The sequence below is a fragment of the Pseudomonas sp. SBB6 genome (assembly GCF_024213215.1).
Taxonomy (GTDB): Bacteria; Pseudomonadota; Gammaproteobacteria; order Pseudomonadales; family Pseudomonadaceae; genus Aquipseudomonas; species Aquipseudomonas donghuensis.
In genome coordinates this window covers 137,663-155,815 of sequence record NZ_JANAVH010000011.1, presented here as the reverse complement: position 1 = coordinate 155,815, position 18,153 = coordinate 137,663, and the positions used below count along the sequence as shown (strand labels likewise).

Genomic DNA, 18,153 nt, shown 5'->3' with positions numbered 1-18,153 from the left:
TCAATGGCGATTCGCAACCGGGACTACATAAAACAACCAGGCAAAGGCGCCTGGAGCTTCGGCTCCAGGCGCCTTTTTTGTTTTTCGGGGTTGGCCCCCAGCAGCAAAGCCACCGTGAATGGCCTTGAGTGAGGATCGGGTATGAATGGGTTTACCAGCATCGAAGCGCGGCAACAGCTGATCATCGTCGGCAACGGCATGGTCGGTCATCACTGCATCGAGCAACTGATCGAACGCGGTGCCCTGGGCCGCTTCCAGGTGCGGGTGTTCGGCGAAGAGCGCCAGCGCGCCTACGACCGTGTGCACCTGTCGGAATACTTCAGTGGCAGTGATGCCGAGACCCTGGCGCTGGGCGAGGCGGGTTTGTATGCCGGGCACGGCATCCACCTGCACCTGGGTGAGCCGGTCCTGGAGATCGACCGCGAACGCTGCGAAGTGGTCACCCGCGCCGGGCGCTACCCTTATGATCAACTGGTCCTGGCCACCGGCTCCTATCCGTTCGTGCCGCCGATCGAAGGCTCGCACGGGGCGGCGCGCCTGGTCTATCGCACCCTCGATGATCTCGATGCCATCCGCGCCGCCGCCAGCGGTGCCCGCCGTGGCGTGGTGGTCGGTGGTGGCCTGCTCGGCCTTGAGGCGGCCAATGCCTTGAAGTCCCTGGGCCTGGAGGCCCACGTGGTGGAGTTCGCCCCGCGCTTGATGCCGGTGCAACTGGATGTCGAAGGCGGCGCGGCCTTGCGTGCGCAGATCGAAGCCCTGGGGGTTGGCGTGCACCTGTCGCGGGCGACCCAGGCCATCGTTGCCGGTGCAGACTATCGCTACCGGATGAACTTCGACGGCGGCGAGTTTCTTGAAACCGACCTGATCGTGTTCTCCGCCGGTATCCGCCCACAGGACGCCCTGGGTCGCAGCAGCGGCCTGGACATCGCGCCGCGCGGCGGGGTGGTGATCGACAGCGCGTGTCGCAGCAGCGACCCACGGATCTTCGCCATTGGCGAATGCGCCTCATGGAACGGCAGCGTATTCGGCCTGGTCGCGCCGGGCTACAGCATGGCGCGCAATGTCGCGGCGGCCCTGGCCGGTGAAGACGCTGGCAATTTTACCGGCGCCGACATGTCGACCAAGCTCAAACTGCTCGGCGTCGATGTCGGCTCCATCGGCGACGCTCACGGCACCACGCCGGGCGCACGCAGCTATCGCTTTATCGACGAAGCCGCATCGGCCTATCGCCGGCTGGTGGTCGATGCCAGCGGCAAACAGGTGATCGGCGCGGTGCTGGTCGGCGACAACAGCTACTACGACACCCTGCTGCAATACGTGCAGAACGGCATTGCCCTGCCAGCCGACCCGGCCGGCCTGATCCTGCCGCAGTCGGCCGGCGCGCCGGCACTGGGCGTCGATGCCTTGCCCGCCAGCGCGACCCTCTGCTCCTGCCACAACGTCAGCAAGGGCGCGGTCTGCGCGGCTATCGACAACGGTTGCGGCGACCTCGGCGAGCTCAAGCAGCAGACCAAGGCCTGCACCGGTTGCGGTGGTTGTGCGGCGTTGCTCAAGCAGGTGTTCGAGCATGAACTGATCGCCCGTGGGGTCAGCGTCGACAAGAGCCTCTGCGAGCACTTCGCCTACACCCGCCAGGAGCTGTACGCGCTGGTGCGGGTCGAGGGCATCCTCAGTTTTGACGAGATGCTCGCCAGACATGGTCGCGGCCATGTCGGCTGCGATATCTGCAAACCCACGATCGGCTCGATTCTCGCCTCGTGCTGGAACCAACCGATCATGGACCCGTCGCTGGTACCACTGCAGGACACCAACGACACCTTCATGGCCAACATGCAGAAGAACGGCACCTACTCGGTGGTGCCGCGGATTCCCGGCGGCGAGATCACCCCCGAGAAGTTGATCGTCATCGGCGAAGTGGCGAAAAAATACGACCTCTATACCAAGATCACCGGCGGCCAGCGCATCGACCTGTTCGGCGCCCAGTTGCATGAGCTGCCGGAGATCTGGGCCGAGCTGATCGCCGCAGGCTTCGAGACCGGCCACGCCTACGGCAAGTCGACGCGCACAGTGAAGTCCTGCGTGGGCAGCACCTGGTGCCGCTACGGCGTACAGGACAGCGTGCAGATGGCCCTGACCCTGGAAGACCGCTACAAGGGCCTGCGCTCGCCGCACAAGCTCAAGTTCGCGGTGTCCGGCTGCACCCGCGAATGCGCCGAGGCGCAGAGCAAGGACATCGGCGTGATCGCCACCGAGAAAGGCTGGAACCTGTACATCTGCGGCAACGGCGGCATGCGTCCGCGGCATGCCGAACTGTTCGCCACCGACCTGGACGACGCCAGCCTGATCCTCATCATCGACCGCGTGCTGATGTTCTACATCCGTACCGCCGACAAGCTGCAGCGCACCTCGGTGTGGCGCGAAGGCCTGGAGGGCGGGCTGGACTACCTCAAGCAGGTGATCCTCGACGACAGCCTGGGCCTGGGCGCCGAGCTGGAAGCGCAGATGCAACTGGTGGTAGACCGCTACGAGTGCGAGTGGGCCAATGCCCTCAAAGACCCGGAGAAACTCAAGCGCTTCCGCACCTTCGTCAACGACCAGCGCCCGGACCCAGGTGTGCACTTTGTCCGCGAGCGCGGCCAGCGTCGCCCGATTGGCGCTGGCGAACTTCACTTGATCCCGACCACCGAGGAGGTGCTCTGATGAGCCAGACCAACGCTGCGATAACTGTTCAGGCGCAACACTGGCAGGCGGTCTGCAGCCGTGCCGACCTGATCGCCCAGTCCGGGGTGGTGGTGTGGTTCGACGGCCGCCAGGTGGCGCTGTTCTACCTGCCCGGGCAGGCCACGCCACTGTTTGCCGTGGACAACCACGACCCCAGGTCCGGTGCCAATGTGATCGGCCGCGGGCTGCTGGGCGAGTTCAAGGGCGAGCTGGTGGTGGCGGCGCCGTTGTACAAGCAGCATTTCTGTTTGCGTGACGGGCGTTGCCTGGAGGATCCGCAGCAGGCCTTGCAGGTGTGGCCGGTGCGCATCAGTGGCGAGCAGGTAGAGCTGGGTCGCTATTGATGGCCTCATCGCTGGCAAGCCAGCTCCCACAGAGTCTGGGGTATGCAGTACCTGTGGGAGCCGGTCTTGCCGGCGATCGACCGCAAAGCGGTCGCAGTCTTGTCGGAGCCCCGATAAACTCCCGGGATGAACCTCGACACCCGGATCAAATTCCGCCACTTGCTGTGCTTTCTCGAAATCGCCCGCCAGGGCAGTTTCGCCAAGGCTGCCGACGCCATGGCGATCAGTCAGCCGGCTATCTCCAAGACCCTCAAGGAGCTTGAAGAGCTGCTTGAGACGCGGCTGTTCGAGCGCAGCAAGCAGGGCGTCGAGCTGACCCCGGCCGGGGTGCGTTTCATGCGCTACGCCGGTCCCAGCGTGCAGGCCCTGCGTGAAGGGGTGAGCACCCTGCGCGGTGAAGAGCATGCGCCGCCCCAGGTGCGTGTCGGCGTGCTGTCGACCGTCGAAAGCCTGCTGATGCCCGAAGTGCTCTGCCGCCTGTACCAGCGCCATGACGCCCTGGTGGTCAGCGTCGCCACCGGCCCCAGCGCCCACCTGCTCGGGCAGTTGCACGTGGGCGAGCTGGACCTGGTGATCGGACGCATGACCGACAGCCCGCAGATCCAGGGGCTGATGTTCGAGCACCTGTACAGCGAGTCGATGTCGCTGGTGGTGCGCCCAGGTCACCCTTTGCTGGGTCGCCAGCCGCTCGAGCGCAGCCAGGTCGGTCGCTACCCGCTGGTGTTGCCGCTGGCCGGAACGACCATCCGCAAGCACGCCGACAGCCTGTTCGTGCAGTGCGCCATCGAGCAACCCGCGCAGCGCCTGGAAACCCTGTCGCCGGCCCTTAGCCGGCGTTATGTGCAGGGCAGCGATGCAGTCTGGGTTGCCCCCCGGGATGCGGTGCGCGTCGACCTCAGTCGCGGTGAACTGTGCGAGCTGGACCTGGGCGTCAGCGAGCCCGGCGGCTCGGTCGGCATCTGCAGCAACGCCGCCTTGCCCCTGGCGTTGCCGGCACAGTGGCTGTGCGAGGTTTTACGCGAAGTCGCGGCGCAGTACCGCGACGGCCACTACCCTTGAGCGCCCGCTGAGAGCAGGGCATTGATCTCCTGCAGACCGGCATCGCCCAGGCTGCCGCTGGCGGCCAGCAGCTTGAGCTGGGCCAGGACGATCGCATAACGCTGCTCGGCCAGTTGCTGTTCGGTCTGGGTCACCTGCTGTTCGGCGTCCAGCACATCGGAACTGATCCGCGCGCCGGCCTCGAAGGCGTGGGTGGTCGAGGTCAGGTTGGTCTGGCTGGAACGCAGCGCCTGCTGCAGCGCCGCGTACTGGCTGATGCCGCTGGTCAGGGTCAGGTAGGCCTGGCGCGCCATCAGGCCGGCCTCGCGGCGTGCGTCCTCGACTTCGTCCAGGGCCACGCCATGCAGGGCGCGGGCTTCGCGGGTGCGGCTGGAGGTGCCGCCACCGGCATACAACGGCAGGCTGACCTGCACACCGACCACCGTCTGGGTGTACTTTTCTTCGGGCAGGGTGACGTCGTACAGGCTGCCGCCCACCGAGGCGAAGCGCCCGTGAGCGGCCACCAGGTCGACCGTGGGCAAATGCCCGGCCTGTTGCTTGTCGATTTCCTTTTCTGCCACCAGACGTTTGATCTGCGCCACCTGGACCTTGAGATTGTGCTGTTGCGCCTGCTCGGCCCAGGTGCCGATCAGCGCCGGCTGCGGCCCCTGGAAGCGCACCTGCGGGTCCAGTCGGGCCAGGGACGCAGGTACGCTGCCGGTCAACTGCGCCAGGGTTTCCTGGTGCAATTGCACAGCATTGTGCGCGGCCATCTGCCGGGCATAGGCCAGGTCGTAGCGGGCCTGGATGCGTTGCACCTCGCTTTCGGTACCGGATCCAGCCTGGTAGAAGCGCTCAGCCTTGCTGCGCTGCCCCTGCAGGGTACGCACCTGCTGGCGGCTGGTGGTGAGCAGGTCTTCGGCCAACAACAGGTCGAAGTAGGCGTCAGCGACCCGCAGCATCAGGTCCTGGCGAGCGGCCTGCAGGTTGATTTCTCCGGCCAGCACCTGGGCTTTGCTCTGGTCATGGCCGATCACGTTCTGCCAGCTCAGCAGCGGCTGGATCAGCACCAGTGCGTAGGCATTGGAGTTGTCGCGATTGCGTGTCGCCGCACCGCTGTCGTCGCGGTCGACCCAGGCGGCGCCCCCTTCAAGCGACAGGTTGGGCAGCAGCAGGGCACGGCCCTGGGGTTCTTTTTCGTTGCTGGCACGTTGCTGTTCGATGGCCGCAGCGTATTTCATGTCATGGGCCAGGGCTTTCTGATAGAGCTGGTAGAGGTCATCAGCCCGGGCCTGCTGGCTGCTGGCGAGCAGTGCCAGGGCCATCAGGCCTGCGCGGATTCGCAAACGTTGTTCGAGCACGGTTAGCCTTCCTGTTCGGGGGGTACGATGGGTTTGCGGTTGCGCATCAGCAGCACCATCGGCACGCCGACCAGCATCACCGCGCCGAGCAGGCCGAACAGCTGGCTGAAGCCGAGCATCTGCGCCTGGTTCTGGGTTTCGCGGAGCGCCAGCAGCAGGGGATCGAAGCGGGGGTTGGCGCTATCGAGCGGTGGCGATTGCCAGGCACTGTTGCCCAGCGTGGCTTCGCTGACCTGTTCGGACAGTTGCCGATAACGCGCCCAGGCCCCACGCTCGAGCAGGCTGACGGCAACGGCGATCCCGACGCTGCCGCCCAGCTGGCGCATCAGGTTGAGGACGCCTGAGCCCACCGCGACCAGCGCCGGCGGCAGTTGGCGCATGGCCAGGTTGGTCAGTGGCACGAAGATCATGCCCAGGCCCAGGCCGCGGATGATCAACGGCCAGTACAAGGTGTCGGGGCTGCTCTGCAGAGTGAATTGGGTGTGCAGGTACATCGCGTAGGCGTAAATCACGATGCCGATGCTGACGAACACCCGCTCGTCGATCTTGTTTTCCTGTGACAGCTTGCCGATCACCAGGGTGCTCACGGCGCTGGCCAGGGCCCCGGGAAAGATCACCATGCCAGCTTGGTAGGCGCTTTGCGCAAGCAGCGTCTGCAACAGCAACGGCACCATGAACAGGGTGCTGTACAAGCCGAAGCCGACGCAGAAGGCGCACACCGAGCCCATGAAGAATTCACGGTTGCGAAACAGGGCCAGGTCGACGATGGGGGTGGCGGCCCGCCGCTCCCAGTAGCAGAAACCCGCCAGGCCAAGGCTTGCCAGCAGCAAGCAGAGCAGGGTCAGGTCCGACTCCAGCCAGTCCCAGTGTTCGCCGCGCTCGAGCAGTACCTGCAGGCTGCCAACGCCCAGGGCGAGCAGGGCAAAACCCAGGTAGTCGATGTGTTGCGGGCGCCGTTCGTTGGCCGAGTCGTGCACGCACAGCCAGCACAGGAGGATGGCGAATGCGCCGATTGGCAGGTTGATCAGGAAAATCCAGTGCCAGGAATACGTGTCGATCAGGTAGCCGCCCACCGACGGCCCCAGGGTCGGCCCCATCATCACCCCGACGCCATAGAGAGCCAGGCCGGTGCTGACCTTATCCTTGGCAAACACGTCGTAGATGATTGCCTGGGATATCCCCAGCAAGCCGCCACCGGCCAGGCCCTGGACAATCCTGCAGGCCACCAGTTGCCAGAGCTCGGTGGCCAGTGCGCAGCCTAGCGAGGCGGCCACGAACACTAGCGAAGAGCCCAGGTAATAGCGGCGCCGGCCAAACCAGGCCGACAGCCAGCCGCTGGCCGGGAGGATCACCACGTTGGCGACGATATAGCCGGTCGAGACCCACGAGATCTCATCCACCGAGGCGCCGAAACTGCCCATCAGGCTGGGAATGGCGACGTTGACGATGGTGACGTCGAGCAGCTCCATCATCGAGATCAGGGTCACGCTGAAGGCGACCAGCCAGGGCGACTTCATAGCCTGTGCTCATCGCGCGTATCGACTTCGACCAGTGCGCTCATGCCCTGGCTCATGGCGGCCCGGTAAGGCTGTGCAGCCTGCTCGAATTCAATCCGCACCTGCAGGCGCTGGACCACCTTGGTGAAGTTGCCGCTGGCGTTTTCCTGCGGCAGTAACGAGAAGCGCGAATCGGTGGCTGGCACCAGGCTCTGCACGCGGCCGCGGAACACCGTATCGGGAAACGCGTCGAGGGTGATGCGTGCCTGCTGGCCGACCCTTACGCGGTTGATCTGGGTCTCCTTGAAGTTGGCCACCACCCACAGGTGCTCGGTGGCCACCAGGCTCAACAACTTTTGCCCGGCGACCACGAACTGCCCGGGTTCGACGTGTTTGTCGGCGATGATGCCGGCGAGCGGCGCGCGGTGACGGGTGTCCTGCAGGCGTATCCGCGACAGCTCCAGGTCGGCCTGGGCGGCTTCGATTCGATAGCTTTCCAGGTTCAGCGCCGCCTGCTGCGCCAGGCTGCCCTGCGTCGCGGCCTGGGCGCTGTTACGGGCGCCTTGCAACTGATGGCCGAGGGCATCGAAATGGGCCTTGGCGGCTTCCAGGTCCTGGTTACTGAGCACGCCTTGCGCGGCCAGGCGCCGGGCGCGCTGAAAGTCGCCGCGGGCCTGGTCAAGGCGGGCGCTGAGCTGGCCGATGGTCGCGGCGGCGGCCTGGCTGTTGGCGGCGGCGCTGCGTGCCTGGCTATCCAGCAGCCCAGGCGCGCCTTGGCTGCCGGTGGCTGCCCGCAGCCCGTTCAAGGCGGCCAGGGCCTTGTCTTGCTGGCGTTGGTATTCGTCATCGCGCAATTGCAGCAACAGGTCGCCGCTGGCCACCTGGCTGTTGTGGCGCACCGGCACCTGCACGACGATGCCCGACAGCCTGGCGCGGATCGGCACGATGATGCCTTCGACTTCGGCATTATCCGTGCTGACGTATTGCCTTGCGTACTGCCAGCGCTGCCAACCGAGCAGCGCCAGGCTGCCGATCACTGCCGTGCAGACAACCAGTTTCAGGTAGTTAGGCTTGCCCATGAACTGTGCCCCGAATCATCAAGAGGGGCCGAGCATGGCGTTTGCAGCGTGTCAGGTATTGAACGAATCGCTCGTACGCGTCAGCACGGCTGCCGCCTCGGCGGGAGACAGACCGAGCATGCGTCGCATCATTCGGCTCAGGTGCGCCTGGTCGGCAAAGCCGCCGTCCAGAGCCGCGTCACTGAGGCTGCAGCCAGCGGCCAGGGCGTGCCCGGCGCGCTCCAGTTTGCGCCAGATGATCCACTGCGACAGCGGCACGCCCATGTCGCGCGTGGCCACATGGCGCAGGCGCGGGCTGGACAAGCCGACGGCCTCGGCCGCGCGGCCGACGGCGCCGCTGCCGCTGCAATCTTCACGCAGCAGTGACAACGCGCAGGCCAGGCGCGGGTCGAAGCCGGCAGCGCTGCCGAGGGTGCGGTTCAGCGCCGCCACGGTCTGTTCGATGCAGCGCTCATGGGCAAAACAGTCGACGATGGCCTGGCTGGCCATGGCGCTGCCATTGAGTGGCAGTTGGGCGTTGAGCGCACGCCCCAGGGGCGACTCCGGGTAGATGAACAGGAACGCCAGCGGTTGTGGCTGCTGCACCGAGCGGTGTTTGACGAAGGGGCCAATGATGACGCCGGCGCCTTCCAGGCTGTGCTGTTCAAAATCCACCCGCACCGGGCCGTGAATACCGATGCACAGCTGAATGGCGACATGGCTGTGGGCCGAGGAATCCTCACTGTGGCCCACGTAGCCGAACCAGTAGTCGCTGAAGGTAACCCTGCCGTCCCACATTGCTGCTGTCCTTGCCGCTGCTTCGCTGCCCTGGATGATAACCGCCACCTGCGTTGCATCGATACAAACTGCTACAAAACCTCACCTGCGGATTTGCCCAACCGTCCGCTCCCGTCAATACTGGCCACTGGCTGCAGCCGAGGATGAAGAAGGTTTAATCTGGCTGAACTTATCCGGCGTTTCTCGCTCTCATGCCGGTAGCCATTGGTCGTGGCCGCCTGATAAGCTCGCGGCTTTACTCGATTGCCCTATTGGCGCATGAACAAGGAAATAGCATGAAACAGCATCGGTTGGCGGCTGCGGTTGCCCTGGTTAGCCTGGTACTGGCGGGTTGCGATTCGCAGACCAGCGTCGAGCTGAAGACCCCGGCACAGAAAGCCTCCTACGGTATTGGCCTGAACATGGGCAAAAGCCTGGCTCAGGAAGGCATGGACGACCTTGATTCGAAAGCTGTCGCTCAAGGTATCGAAGATGCCATCGGCAAGAAAGAACAGAAGATCAAGGACGAAGAGCTGGTTGAAGCCTTCGCCGCCTTGCAAAAGCGCGCTGAAGAGCGCCTGGTCAAGATGAGCGAAGAGTCGGCTGCCGCCGGCAAGAAGTTCCTTGAAGAAAACGGCAAGAAGGCTGGCGTGGTCACCACCGCTTCGGGCCTGCAGTACGAAGTGATCAAGAAGGCCGACGGCGCCCAGCCCAAGCCGACTGACGTGGTCACCGTTCACTACGAAGGCAAGCTGATCGATGGCAAGGTGTTCGACAGCTCCGTCGAGCGCGGCAGCCCGATCGACCTGCCGGTCGGCGGCGTGATCCCGGGTTGGGTCGAAGGCCTGCAACTGATGCACGTGGGCGAGAAGTACAAGCTGTACATCCCGTCGGACCTGGCTTACGGTGCCCAGAGCCCGAGCCCGATGATCCCGGCCAACTCGGTACTGGTGTTCGAGCTGGAATTGCTGGGCATCAAGGACCAGGCCAAGGCTGATGCCGAGCCTGCCGATCCAGCTGCCGAGTAAGGCCAGCTGATACCTGCAACGCCCCGTCTCGACGGGGCGTTGTCGTTTCTGGGTTTTACCGAACCCTCGGGGCCGTGCAGGGTCTTAAGCGCTGCACCTGTTGATGGATCAGCGCGCGGCGGGCAAAACGTTTGCGTGATTGAAACAGGTGTGTAAAAAACGCCCGATTTAACCCGGACCCTTGCCGGGCGGGCGCCTTGAGCCTGAAACTGAGCTCTGTTCACAAGGTTATCCACAATTATTGTGGATAACCTTCCTTGGCACTGGCCCTGGAGGCCGTATGAAAGCACCGTGGAACTTCGCCCGATTTCTGCCCCTGGCCGAGCGTCTGCTCAGCCGCGGACGTTTGCCGGCGCTGATTTTTGCCGTGGCGCGCAAAGGCCCACGGCTGGGCAAACTGCGCGAGGACGTGCGCCTGATGCAGGCCCTGTGCCTAGCCTGGTGGCGCGGCGAGTACCGGGCGATCAGCCCCAAGGCGCTGATCACCGTGGTGGCCGGGCTGCTGTACTTTGTCAGCCCGCTGGATGCAATCCCCGACTGGTTGTTGGGCGTCGGCCTGCTCGATGACATCGCCGTACTGGCCTGGGTGATGAAAGCGGTGGCCGATGAACTGGCCGCCTTCAGCGCCTGGCGCAACCGTCAGGCACCGGAAAAACTGCGGGTGGTCGAACGCCTGCCCGACACCCCCGAAGCCCTGCGCCTGGAGCAAGAAAAAAGCTGATCACATCACGGCCCTGCACACCCTTGTTGGCTGGTAATATAATTGGCATAAGGATTATGCCTACCGATTACATATCGTAATCCTACAAGGGGGTTGTAATGGGTATTCAGGTCATCAGCCGAGACGGTCAACCCGAGTACGCGGTTGTTCCCTGGGAGCAGTACCAGGCGCTGCTTAAAGCCGCCGGGCAAGGCGAGCCGGGTGCCGCTGAAAGCACACCATCGAACATTACCGACAGCGCCAGCTTACCGAGTTTCAGTGAGCTGGCGCGTTTGCGTGAGGGCAAGGGCCTGGCGCCGGAGCAGTTGGCACGCAGCGTTGGCATCAGCCCGGTGTACCTGGCGCTGATCGAAAGCGGTGAGCGCCAGCCGGATGCCGCGATTCGCCGCAGCCTGGCTTGGGAACTGGGTGTGGCCGGCTGGAGCGAGCCGTCGTGAGCGTTCGGATCAGCCGCCAGCACTGGGAAGGCCTGCTCGGCGAGCTGGACGTTGCCCGCCGCCAACGCCACCTGCTGACTTACCGTGCCTTGCTTGAGCGCCTGCAATTGCCCAGCCCGGCCATGCAGACCCTGACCGCTGCCCTGGAGCACCTGGCGGCGCTTGATGCCCGCGCCGAGCAGCCACTGCGCAGCTCGCTGGTGATCAGCCAGGGCGCCAGCCGCTTGCCGCGTACCGGGTTTTTCGAGTGCGTCGAGCGCCTGGGGCGTTTCTCCGGCCCCTCCGATGGCATGGCTGCGGCCTCCTGGCATGCTTCGGAAGTGGTACGGGTGTTCGAGTACAGCTACCCCGAACACGAAGAAGCCTGAGCGGCGGGCGCGGTATCGATCAGGTACAGGCTGTGCCCCGGCACATCCTTGGCCTGATGCTTGGCCTGTGAGGCCAGCTCGGCCAGTTGCCCGGCATCGAGCCCGGCACAGGCCTGTGGGTGCAGTTGCACCACGCCGATCGACAGCGACAGCAAGGCGAATTCCTGGCGCCGGCCCTGACGGTCGGTGGCAATGAAGCACCCGGCTTGCAGGTGCTCGGCACGGTAGAAGCGCCGGCACTGTTTGTGAAAATCCTCCAGCAACAGCTGCAAACGCTGTTGCCAATCCTCTGAACCGAGCACCAGCATGAAATCGTCGCCTCCGATGTGGCCGACGAAGTCCCGGCTGGGGTCGACCCGTTCGTTCAGGCACTGAGCCAGGCACAGCAGCACTTCATCGCCGCGAGCGTAGCCGTAGATGTCGTTGAACGGCTTGAAGCTGTCGATATCGACGTAGCAGATCGCCGCAGTGCGCTGCTGTTGCAACAGGCGGGTCAGGCACTGCTGGATCGGCACATTGCCTGGCAGCAGGGTCAACGGGTTGGCGTAACGGGCCTGCTGGATCTTCTGCTCGGTGATCAGCTTGAGCACGTCGATCACCCGGCCCAGGCCCAGGTAACGGCCGTTGTGGGTGATGATGAAATCTTCTTCGATACGCTGACGGGCGCGGCTGGTGAGCAGGCGGCTGACCTGCTGCAGCGACTGGCCCAGATCCACGGCGAGAAAATCATCGCTCATCAACCGGCTGATCGGCTTGCGCGCGAACAAATCGGTGGCAAACGGCTTGAGCAGGGCATCGGAGAGCGAGTGGCGATGCACGATGCCACACGGCTGCCCATGCGCGTCGAGCACCGCCAGGGAATTGAGATTGGCCTGGTTGCGAAACAGTTCGAGCACCTGCGGCGTGGGCGCCTCGCGGTTCACCGCGGGCTGTTCGATCAGCAGCGCGGCGAGGTTGCCGCTGTCTTCATTAAGGCTCTGCAGCGCCTGCGTCGGCTGTCCGAGCATGTTCTGCACATCCCGCGCCGCCTGTTCCTGCGGGCGGCCCAGCAAGTAGCCCTGGACCAGGTCGACGCCCATCTCGGTCAGTACCTTGAGCTCTTCGGCCAGTTCGATACCTTCGGCAATCACCTGGGCGCGCGAGGCCCGGGCGATTTGCAGGATCGAGCCGACGAACTCGCGCTTGACCGCATCCAGGTGAATGCCGTCGATGAAATGGCGGTCGATCTTGACGTAGTCCGGGCGCAGCTCCGACCACAGGCGCAGGCTCGAGTAACCGGCGCCCAAGTCGTCGAGGGCAATTGAGAAGCCCATGTCGCGGTAATGGTGCAGGGCATTGAACAGCAGTTGGAAGTCGTCGGTGGGAGTCTGTTCGGTCAACTCGATCACCACCCGGCTGGGCGGCACGCCAAGCTCGTGAAGCATCTTCAGGGTGCGTCCGGACTGGTACTGCGGCTCGAGCAAGGATTCGGGCGAGACGTTGAGAAACAGCTTGCCCTCAAGGTTCTGCTGGCTGAAGCGCCGGCAGGCGTTTTCCCGGCAGGCCACTTCCAGTTCGGTCAGGCGTCCGGCCTGGCGGGCCACGGCAAACAGGTTGATCGGCGAGTGCAACGGGCTGTTGGATGGGCCGCGGCTGAGGGCTTCGTAGCCAAGGATGCGCCGTTCGGAAAGGCAGACAATGGGTTGGAACAGGCTGTGCAAGCCGCTTTGAGCGAGGATGGTGCTCAACGCGCTGAGCTGTTCGTTGACGGTCATTGTCAGGGCTACCTTGAAAAAAAGGGACTGGGCACCTACGGCGCTCAGTCCCTTATTTCACGACAGTCTGATGACTATTTGATGACGCAATGACGCGCAGTCACATTATTTTGCCATCACCGCTTTCACGGATTGTTTTTCGCCACTGCCGAATTCAGACCCAGGTAATCCAGCAGGATTCGTCCGGATTCCGCCAGGTAGGCGTCGTCTTCCGGCTTGGTATCGTCCGGCTCGACCGGCAGGGCGTCTTCGTCTTCCTTCTTCAGTTCCTTGAGCGGTTCTTCGCCCTTGGCCTTGCGGCGGGTGTTTTCCAACGCCAGCTGCTTGCTTTCGATATCGGCGTGCTGCGCACGGCGTTCGGCTTCGTTGAGGCTGACGGTTTTCTCGTTCATCAGCTTCTGGGTCAACGCCAGGCGGTCGCGGATGTAGACGAACTCCGGATCCTTGGCCGTACGGGTGTCGTGACGGGCCTTGAGCTGGGCCAGGAACGGCTTGAACGGGTCGAGCGCAGGCTTGATCGCCGGGCGGATGGTGTCCCATGGCATGGCTTCGGGCAGGGCGCTTTCGCCGATTTCCTTGGTGTCGATGATCGACGGGTAATCGATGTCCGGCAGCACGCCCTGGTGCTGGGTGCTTTGCCCGGACACCCGGTAGAACTTGGCCAGGGTCAGCTTCAGCTCGCCATGGTTGAGCGGCTGGATGGTTTGCACGGTACCTTTGCCGAAGGTCTGCCCGCCGAGGATCAGCGCGCGGTGGTAGTCCTGCATGGCGCCGGCGAAAATCTCCGATGCCGAGGCTGACAGGCGGTTGACCACCAGTGCCAGCGGGCCTTTGTAGAAGGCGCCGCTGTTTTCGTCTTCGAGCACGTCGACGCGGCCGTCGCTGTTGCGCACCAGCACCGTCGGGCCCTTGTCGATGAACAGGCTGGTCAGCTCGGTGGCTTCCTGCAGCGAGCCGCCGCCGTTGTTGCGCAGGTCGATGACCACGCCGTCGACTTTTTCCTTCTGCAGTTCAGTCAGCAGTTTCTTCACATCGCGAGTGGTGCTCTTGTACTCGGGATCGCCAGCACGGAAGGCCTTAAAGTCCAGGTAGAAGGCCGGGATCTCGATGATGCCGAGCTTGTAGTCGCGCCCGTCCTGCTTGAGCTTGAGCACCGATTTTTTCGCCGCCTGCTCTTCGAGTTTCACCGCTTCACGGGTGATCGGCACGATCTTGGTGGTCTGGTCGTTCGGCGCATTGCTGGCCGGGATGATCTCCAGGCGCACCACCGAGCCTTTCGGCCCGCGGATCAGCTTGACCACTTCATCCAGGCGCCAGCCGATCACATCGACCATTTCCTTGTTGCCCTGGGCCACGCCGATGATCTTGTCGGCCGGTGCCACCTGTTTGGTCTTGGCAGCAGGGCCGGCCGGTACCAGGCGCACGATCTTGACCTGGTCGTTATCGCTTTGCAGCACGGCACCGATACCTTCGAGCGACAGGCTCATGTTGATATCGAAGTTTTCCGCGTTGTCGGGCGACAGGTAATTGGTGTGCGGGTCGTAGGACTGGGCGAAGGTGTTGATGTAGGCCTGGAAGATGTCTTCGGCACGGGTCTGGTCCAGACGCGTGAGCTGGTTCTTGTAGCGCTTGGTCAGCAACTCCTGGATCGCCTTGGGCTCTTTGCCGGCGATTTTCAGGCGCAGCACTTCATCCTTGACGCGTTTGCGCCAGAGGTCGTCGAGCTCGGCCTGGTTCTTCATCCACGGCGCGTCCTTGCGGTCGATCAGCAAGGTCTCTTTGGTGGTGAAATCGAAGTTGTCGACGCCCTTGCTCAGCTCGGCCAGGGCGAAGTCCAGGCGCGATTTGACCCGGTCCAGGTAGCGCTTGTAGATGGTGAAGCCGGGGTCGAGATTACCGCTCTTGAGGAAATCGTCGAATTGGGTCTTCCACTTGTCGAACTCGGCGATGTCGCTGGCGGTGAAGTAGCTGCGCGCAGGATCGAGGAGTTTGAGGTAGCTGTCGTAGATGATTACCGAGCGCGCATCGTTGAGCGGCGGCTTGCTGTAGTGGTGGCGCTTGAGCAGCTCGACCACGTTGAGGCTGGCGACCACTTCATCGCGGTCGGGCTGGAGCTTATCCCAGCTGTTGGCGGCCCATGCACTGTCTGCCAATGGCAGACTGCCCAGACCGATCAACAGGGCGAGGGTGGTGCTCGGCAGAAAATGCTTCATGCTGATTCGACGTAGGGACAATTGATCACGCATATTAGGCCGTCTTTGAATTCGCCGGTTCCATGAAAACCGGACGCATAATGCAAAAAGCCCGGGGCTACAGCACCCGGGCTCAGTCATGACTCAACTATGGAGGCACTGTGAAGGCATTGCAAGGCGTTGACGGACATGTGGAGTGGGTTGCGACGACAAGTCCAGCTTGCGATATCGGTCAAGTACGAATTCGCGTGGCCGCAGCCGGCCTCAATCGCGCCGACCTGCTCCAGCGTGCCGGGCTCTACCCGCCACCGCCGGGGGCCAGCGAGTTTCTCGGCCTGGAATGCTCGGGGGTGATCAGCGAAGTGGGCGCCGGCTCGTCCTGGCAGGTCGGCGATCGGGTCTGTGCCTTGCTCGCCGGTGGCGGCATGGCCGAGGAAGTGGTGGTCGATGGCCGTCACGTGCTGCCGGTACCCGAAGGCCTGAGCCTGCAGGAAGCGGCGGCGATCCCCGAGGTGTACGCCACCGCCTGGCTCAATGTGTTTCAGCTGGCCGGGCTCGCGCCGGGCGAGAAGGTCTTGCTGCATGCCGGTGCCAGTGGTGTCGGTTCGGCGGCGATCCAGTTGTGCAAGGCCTTTGGCAGCCCGTGCTGGGTCAGCGTCGGCTCGGCCGAGCGCCTGGCGTATTGCCAAGGGCTGGGTGCCAGCGGCGGCGTGGTGCGCGGTGAAGACCTAAACGCGCTGAACGATTTTGCCCCGTTCAACGTGATCCTCGACCCGGTCGGCGCCAACTATGCCGAGCTCAACCTCAAGCTGCTGGCACGGGACGGACGCTGGGTGATCATCGGCTTGATGGGCGGGCGCAAGGCCGAGCTGGACCTGGCGCAGTTGCTGGGCAAGCGCGTGCAGGTAATGGGTTCGACCCTGCGTACCCGGGACGATCAGTTCAAGGCTGACCTGCTCAGCGACCTCGGCCAGCAGGTGTGGCCGCTGTTCGGTGAAGGCCGGCTCAAGCCGCAACTGGCCAAGGCCTTCCCGATCCAGGATACAGAAGCGGCGTTTGCCGAGCTTGCCAGCAATCAGGTGTCGGGCAAGCTGGTGCTGGTGATCGACGAGAGCCTGGTGTAAACCGCCAATCACGGGTCAAGCCCGCTCCCACATGTAGGAGCGGGCTTGCCCCGCGATGGCTTCAATCATTTCCAGCTATGAATCGGCCAGCCATGAGTCTCGGCCTGCTCACGCAACACCGGGTCCGGATTGACCACATGCGGGAAATCCACCTTCAGCAGCAACGGCAGATCGTTGCGTGAATCCGAGTAGAAGCTCGCGCCCTCCAGGTTCTCTTCCTGCTCATCCAGCCAGTCCAGCAAGCGGGTGATCTTGCCTTCGCGGTAGGTCAGCACGCCGGTGGTCTTGCCGGTATAAACGCCGCGCTCAACCTCCAGCTCAATGCCGAGAATCTCATCGATGCCCAGGCGTTCGGCAATCGGCTTGACCAGGTGGGTGCCGGAGGCGGAGATCACCAGAATCCGGTCACCGGCCTTGCGGTGGGCGGCAATGGTTTTGGTGGCGTCACTGAAGATGATCGGTTCGATGAAATCTTCCACCCAGGGTTCGACCAGGTGCTCGACCTCTTCCGGGGGGCGGCCAATCAATGGCTCGAGGCTGAAGGCCATGTAGTCCTCCATGGCCAGGTGACCCTTGCCATAGGCGTCCATCAGTGCCTTGTCACGGCGCAAAAAGGATTCGCCATCGACCCAGCCAAGGCGGACCATCTGCTCGCTCCACAGCGACGCGCAGTCACCGTGGATCAGGGTTTCGTCCAGATCGAAAATCGCTAGTGCCATATTCAGAGCAACTCCTGTGCAACCCTCAGGCGACTTCGCAGAGGGCGGTGGGATCGATCGACAAGGCTACCCGCTGGCCGTCCGGATGCAGGTCGGCGGACGAGCGGTTGAGCACATCGACCAGCAATTCTACCCCGCGCGCTTCGACCCGGTAGCGGATCACGTTGCCAAGCAGGCTATGGCTGCGCACCCGCCCCTCCAGCTCGCCTTCCAGGCCCAGGGCGATGGCCTCCGGGCGGATCGCCAGGCGGCTGCTCACCGGGCGCTGCAGCAGGCGGCTGGCGCTGTCGGCGTCGAGCAGGTTGTAGTTGCCGATGAAGCCGGCGGCAAACACGTCCACCGGTGCGGTATAGAGGGTTTCGGCATCGCCGCTCTGGACGATGCGGCCCTGGTTCATGAGGAAGATGCGGTCGGACAGGGTCAACGCTTCTTCCTGGTCATGGGTGACGAAGATGGTGGTCAGGCCCAGCTCGCGCTGGATGGCGCGGATCTGCTCGCGCAGGTGTTTGCGAATGCGCGCGTCCAGCGCCGACAGCGGCTCGTCGAGCAGCAGCAGGCGCGGGCGGGTGACCAGCGAGCGGGCCAGGGCCACGCGCTGGCACTGGCCGCCGGACAGCTGGTGCGGGTAGCGGCGGGCAAAATCCTGCAGCTCGACCAGGTGCAGCACTTCGCGGACCCGCGCCTGGCTGTCGTCGCTGTTGACCTTCTGCATGCGCAGGCCGAAGGCGACGTTCTGCTCGACGGTCATGTTGGGGAACAGCGCGTAGCTCTGGAACACCATGCCGATCCCGCGCTTTTGCGGGCTTAGCGGCACCAGGTCGTTGCCATCGAGCAAGATCCGCCCGCTGTCCACGGCGGTCAGCCCGGCGATGCAGCGCAACAGGGTGGATTTGCCGCAACCGGAAGGGCCGAGCAGGGTGACGAATTCGCCGCGTTCGATCTGGCAGTTGATGTCGTTGAACACCGGGCTGCCGGCATAGCTTTTTTGCAGGTTCTGTACGCTGACAAAGCTCAT

16 protein-coding genes are annotated in these 18,153 nt (G+C 63.9%); 8 read left to right on the top strand and 8 right to left on the bottom strand.

Features of this window, described 5'->3' with window-relative positions:
• Window positions 1–141 precede the first annotated feature (141 nt).
• The 3 genes from nirB to pcaQ all read left to right on the top strand — a co-directional run bounded on the left by nirB (window position 142) and on the right by pcaQ (window position 4,124).
• Window positions 142–2,700 carry a nitrite reductase large subunit NirB gene (nirB, locus tag NLX68_RS20595; protein WP_254285584.1) on the top strand — a complete coding sequence of 853 codons (2,559 nt, stop codon included), beginning with the start codon at window positions 142–144 and terminating at the stop codon, window positions 2,698–2,700.
• Window positions 2,700–3,065, top strand: a complete 366-nt coding sequence (gene nirD / locus NLX68_RS20590; protein WP_254285583.1) for a nitrite reductase small subunit NirD — start codon at window positions 2,700–2,702, stop codon at window positions 3,063–3,065. The genes nirB and nirD overlap by 1 nt, the downstream gene beginning before the upstream one ends.
• A 126-nt stretch (window positions 3,066–3,191) precedes the next feature.
• Entirely contained in the window at window positions 3,192–4,124 is a 933-nt protein-coding gene (gene pcaQ, locus NLX68_RS20585; protein WP_254285582.1) for a pca operon transcription factor PcaQ, read from the top strand.
• Here pcaQ and NLX68_RS20580 read toward each other — a convergent pair.
• From NLX68_RS20580 to NLX68_RS20565, 4 genes are read right to left on the bottom strand one after another with little or no spacing between them, the layout of a single operon-like run.
• Entirely contained in the window at window positions 4,115–5,464 is a 1,350-nt protein-coding gene (locus NLX68_RS20580; RefSeq protein ID WP_254285581.1) for a TolC family outer membrane protein, read from the bottom strand. The genes pcaQ and NLX68_RS20580 overlap by 10 nt on opposite strands.
• A 2-nt stretch (window positions 5,465–5,466) precedes the next feature.
• Complete coding sequence (locus tag NLX68_RS20575) at window positions 5,467–6,981, bottom strand: DHA2 family efflux MFS transporter permease subunit (RefSeq protein ID WP_254285580.1); 1,515 nt, start codon at window positions 6,979–6,981, stop codon at window positions 5,467–5,469.
• The gene (locus NLX68_RS20570; RefSeq protein ID WP_254285579.1) at window positions 6,978–8,039 is read right to left on the bottom strand and encodes an HlyD family secretion protein; all 1,062 of its coding nucleotides are present in this window, start codon (window positions 8,037–8,039) and stop codon (window positions 6,978–6,980) included. The genes NLX68_RS20575 and NLX68_RS20570 overlap by 4 nt, the downstream gene beginning before the upstream one ends.
• A 51-nt stretch (window positions 8,040–8,090) precedes the next feature.
• Window positions 8,091–8,816: a helix-turn-helix domain-containing protein gene (locus tag NLX68_RS20565; protein WP_254285578.1), complete on the bottom strand. Its 726-nt coding sequence runs from the start codon at window positions 8,814–8,816 to the stop codon at window positions 8,091–8,093.
• 275 nt (window positions 8,817–9,091) lie between these two features.
• Between NLX68_RS20565 and NLX68_RS20560 the strand changes: the two genes are divergently transcribed.
• The 4 genes from NLX68_RS20560 to NLX68_RS20545 all read left to right on the top strand — a co-directional run bounded on the left by NLX68_RS20560 (window position 9,092) and on the right by NLX68_RS20545 (window position 11,349).
• Window positions 9,092–9,823, top strand: coding sequence for an FKBP-type peptidyl-prolyl cis-trans isomerase (locus tag NLX68_RS20560; protein ID WP_254285577.1), 732 nt, complete (start codon window positions 9,092–9,094; stop codon window positions 9,821–9,823).
• A gap of 280 nt (window positions 9,824–10,103) precedes the next feature.
• Window positions 10,104–10,544, top strand: coding sequence for a YkvA family protein (locus tag NLX68_RS20555; protein WP_010224215.1), 441 nt, complete (start codon window positions 10,104–10,106; stop codon window positions 10,542–10,544).
• A gap of 98 nt (window positions 10,545–10,642) precedes the next feature.
• Entirely contained in the window at window positions 10,643–10,981 is a 339-nt protein-coding gene (locus tag NLX68_RS20550) for a helix-turn-helix transcriptional regulator (RefSeq protein ID WP_254285576.1), read from the top strand.
• A complete protein-coding gene (locus NLX68_RS20545) occupies window positions 10,978–11,349 on the top strand; it encodes a hypothetical protein (protein ID WP_010224211.1) in 372 nt (123 codons plus the stop codon). The genes NLX68_RS20550 and NLX68_RS20545 overlap by 4 nt, the downstream gene beginning before the upstream one ends.
• Here the strand turns inward: NLX68_RS20545 and NLX68_RS20540 are convergent.
• Entirely contained in the window at window positions 11,325–13,103 is a 1,779-nt protein-coding gene (locus NLX68_RS20540; RefSeq protein ID WP_254285575.1) for a bifunctional diguanylate cyclase/phosphodiesterase, read from the bottom strand. The genes NLX68_RS20545 and NLX68_RS20540 overlap by 25 nt on opposite strands.
• Window positions 13,104–13,228: 125 nt before the next feature.
• Window positions 13,229–15,316 (bottom strand): carboxy terminal-processing peptidase, encoded by a 2,088-nt coding sequence (locus NLX68_RS20535; RefSeq protein WP_254285574.1) that lies wholly within the window; start codon window positions 15,314–15,316, stop codon window positions 13,229–13,231.
• Window positions 15,317–15,456: 140 nt separating this feature from the next.
• On the opposite strand from NLX68_RS20535, the gene NLX68_RS20530 reads away from it, so the two are divergent.
• Window positions 15,457–16,419, top strand: coding sequence for a zinc-binding dehydrogenase (locus NLX68_RS20530; protein WP_254285573.1), 963 nt, complete (start codon window positions 15,457–15,459; stop codon window positions 16,417–16,419).
• Between the two features lie 65 nt (window positions 16,420–16,484).
• Here NLX68_RS20530 and NLX68_RS20525 read toward each other — a convergent pair whose 3' ends face one another.
• Together NLX68_RS20525 and NLX68_RS20520 are read right to left on the bottom strand one after the other, a co-directional pair.
• A complete protein-coding gene (locus NLX68_RS20525) occupies window positions 16,485–17,138 on the bottom strand; it encodes an HAD family phosphatase (protein WP_254285572.1) in 654 nt (217 codons plus the stop codon).
• Between the two features lie 25 nt (window positions 17,139–17,163).
• Window positions 17,164–18,153: an ABC transporter ATP-binding protein gene (locus NLX68_RS20520; RefSeq protein ID WP_254285571.1), complete on the bottom strand. Its 990-nt coding sequence runs from the start codon at window positions 18,151–18,153 to the stop codon at window positions 17,164–17,166.

Bases quoted from the DNA above. Each gene is read 5' to 3' on its own strand.
- NLX68_RS20575 (WP_254285580.1), bottom strand. From the start codon at position 6,981: ATGAAGTCGCCCTGGCTGGTCGCCTTCAGCGTGACCCTGATCTCGATG.
- NLX68_RS20565 (WP_254285578.1), bottom strand. From the start codon at position 8,816: ATGTGGGACGGCAGGGTTACCTTCAGCGACTACTGGTTCGGCTACGTG.
- NLX68_RS20555 (WP_010224215.1), top strand. From the start codon at position 10,104: ATGAAAGCACCGTGGAACTTCGCCCGATTTCTGCCCCTGGCCGAGCGT.
- NLX68_RS20550 (WP_254285576.1), top strand. From the start codon at position 10,643: ATGGGTATTCAGGTCATCAGCCGAGACGGTCAACCCGAGTACGCGGTT.
- NLX68_RS20525 (WP_254285572.1), bottom strand. From the start codon at position 17,138: ATGGCACTAGCGATTTTCGATCTGGACGAAACCCTGATCCACGGTGAC.
- nirB (WP_254285584.1), top strand. From the start codon at position 142: ATGAATGGGTTTACCAGCATCGAAGCGCGGCAACAGCTGATCATCGTC.
- NLX68_RS20535 (WP_254285574.1), bottom strand. From the start codon at position 15,316: ATGAAGCATTTTCTGCCGAGCACCACCCTCGCCCTGTTGATCGGTCTG.
- NLX68_RS20540 (WP_254285575.1), bottom strand. From the start codon at position 13,103: ATGACCGTCAACGAACAGCTCAGCGCGTTGAGCACCATCCTCGCTCAA.
- NLX68_RS20520 (WP_254285571.1), bottom strand. From the start codon at position 18,153: ATGAGCTTTGTCAGCGTACAGAACCTGCAAAAAAGCTATGCCGGCAGC.
- NLX68_RS20560 (WP_254285577.1), top strand. From the start codon at position 9,092: ATGAAACAGCATCGGTTGGCGGCTGCGGTTGCCCTGGTTAGCCTGGTA.
- pcaQ (WP_254285582.1), top strand. From the start codon at position 3,192: ATGAACCTCGACACCCGGATCAAATTCCGCCACTTGCTGTGCTTTCTC.
- nirD (WP_254285583.1), top strand. From the start codon at position 2,700: ATGAGCCAGACCAACGCTGCGATAACTGTTCAGGCGCAACACTGGCAG.
- NLX68_RS20570 (WP_254285579.1), bottom strand. From the start codon at position 8,039: ATGGGCAAGCCTAACTACCTGAAACTGGTTGTCTGCACGGCAGTGATC.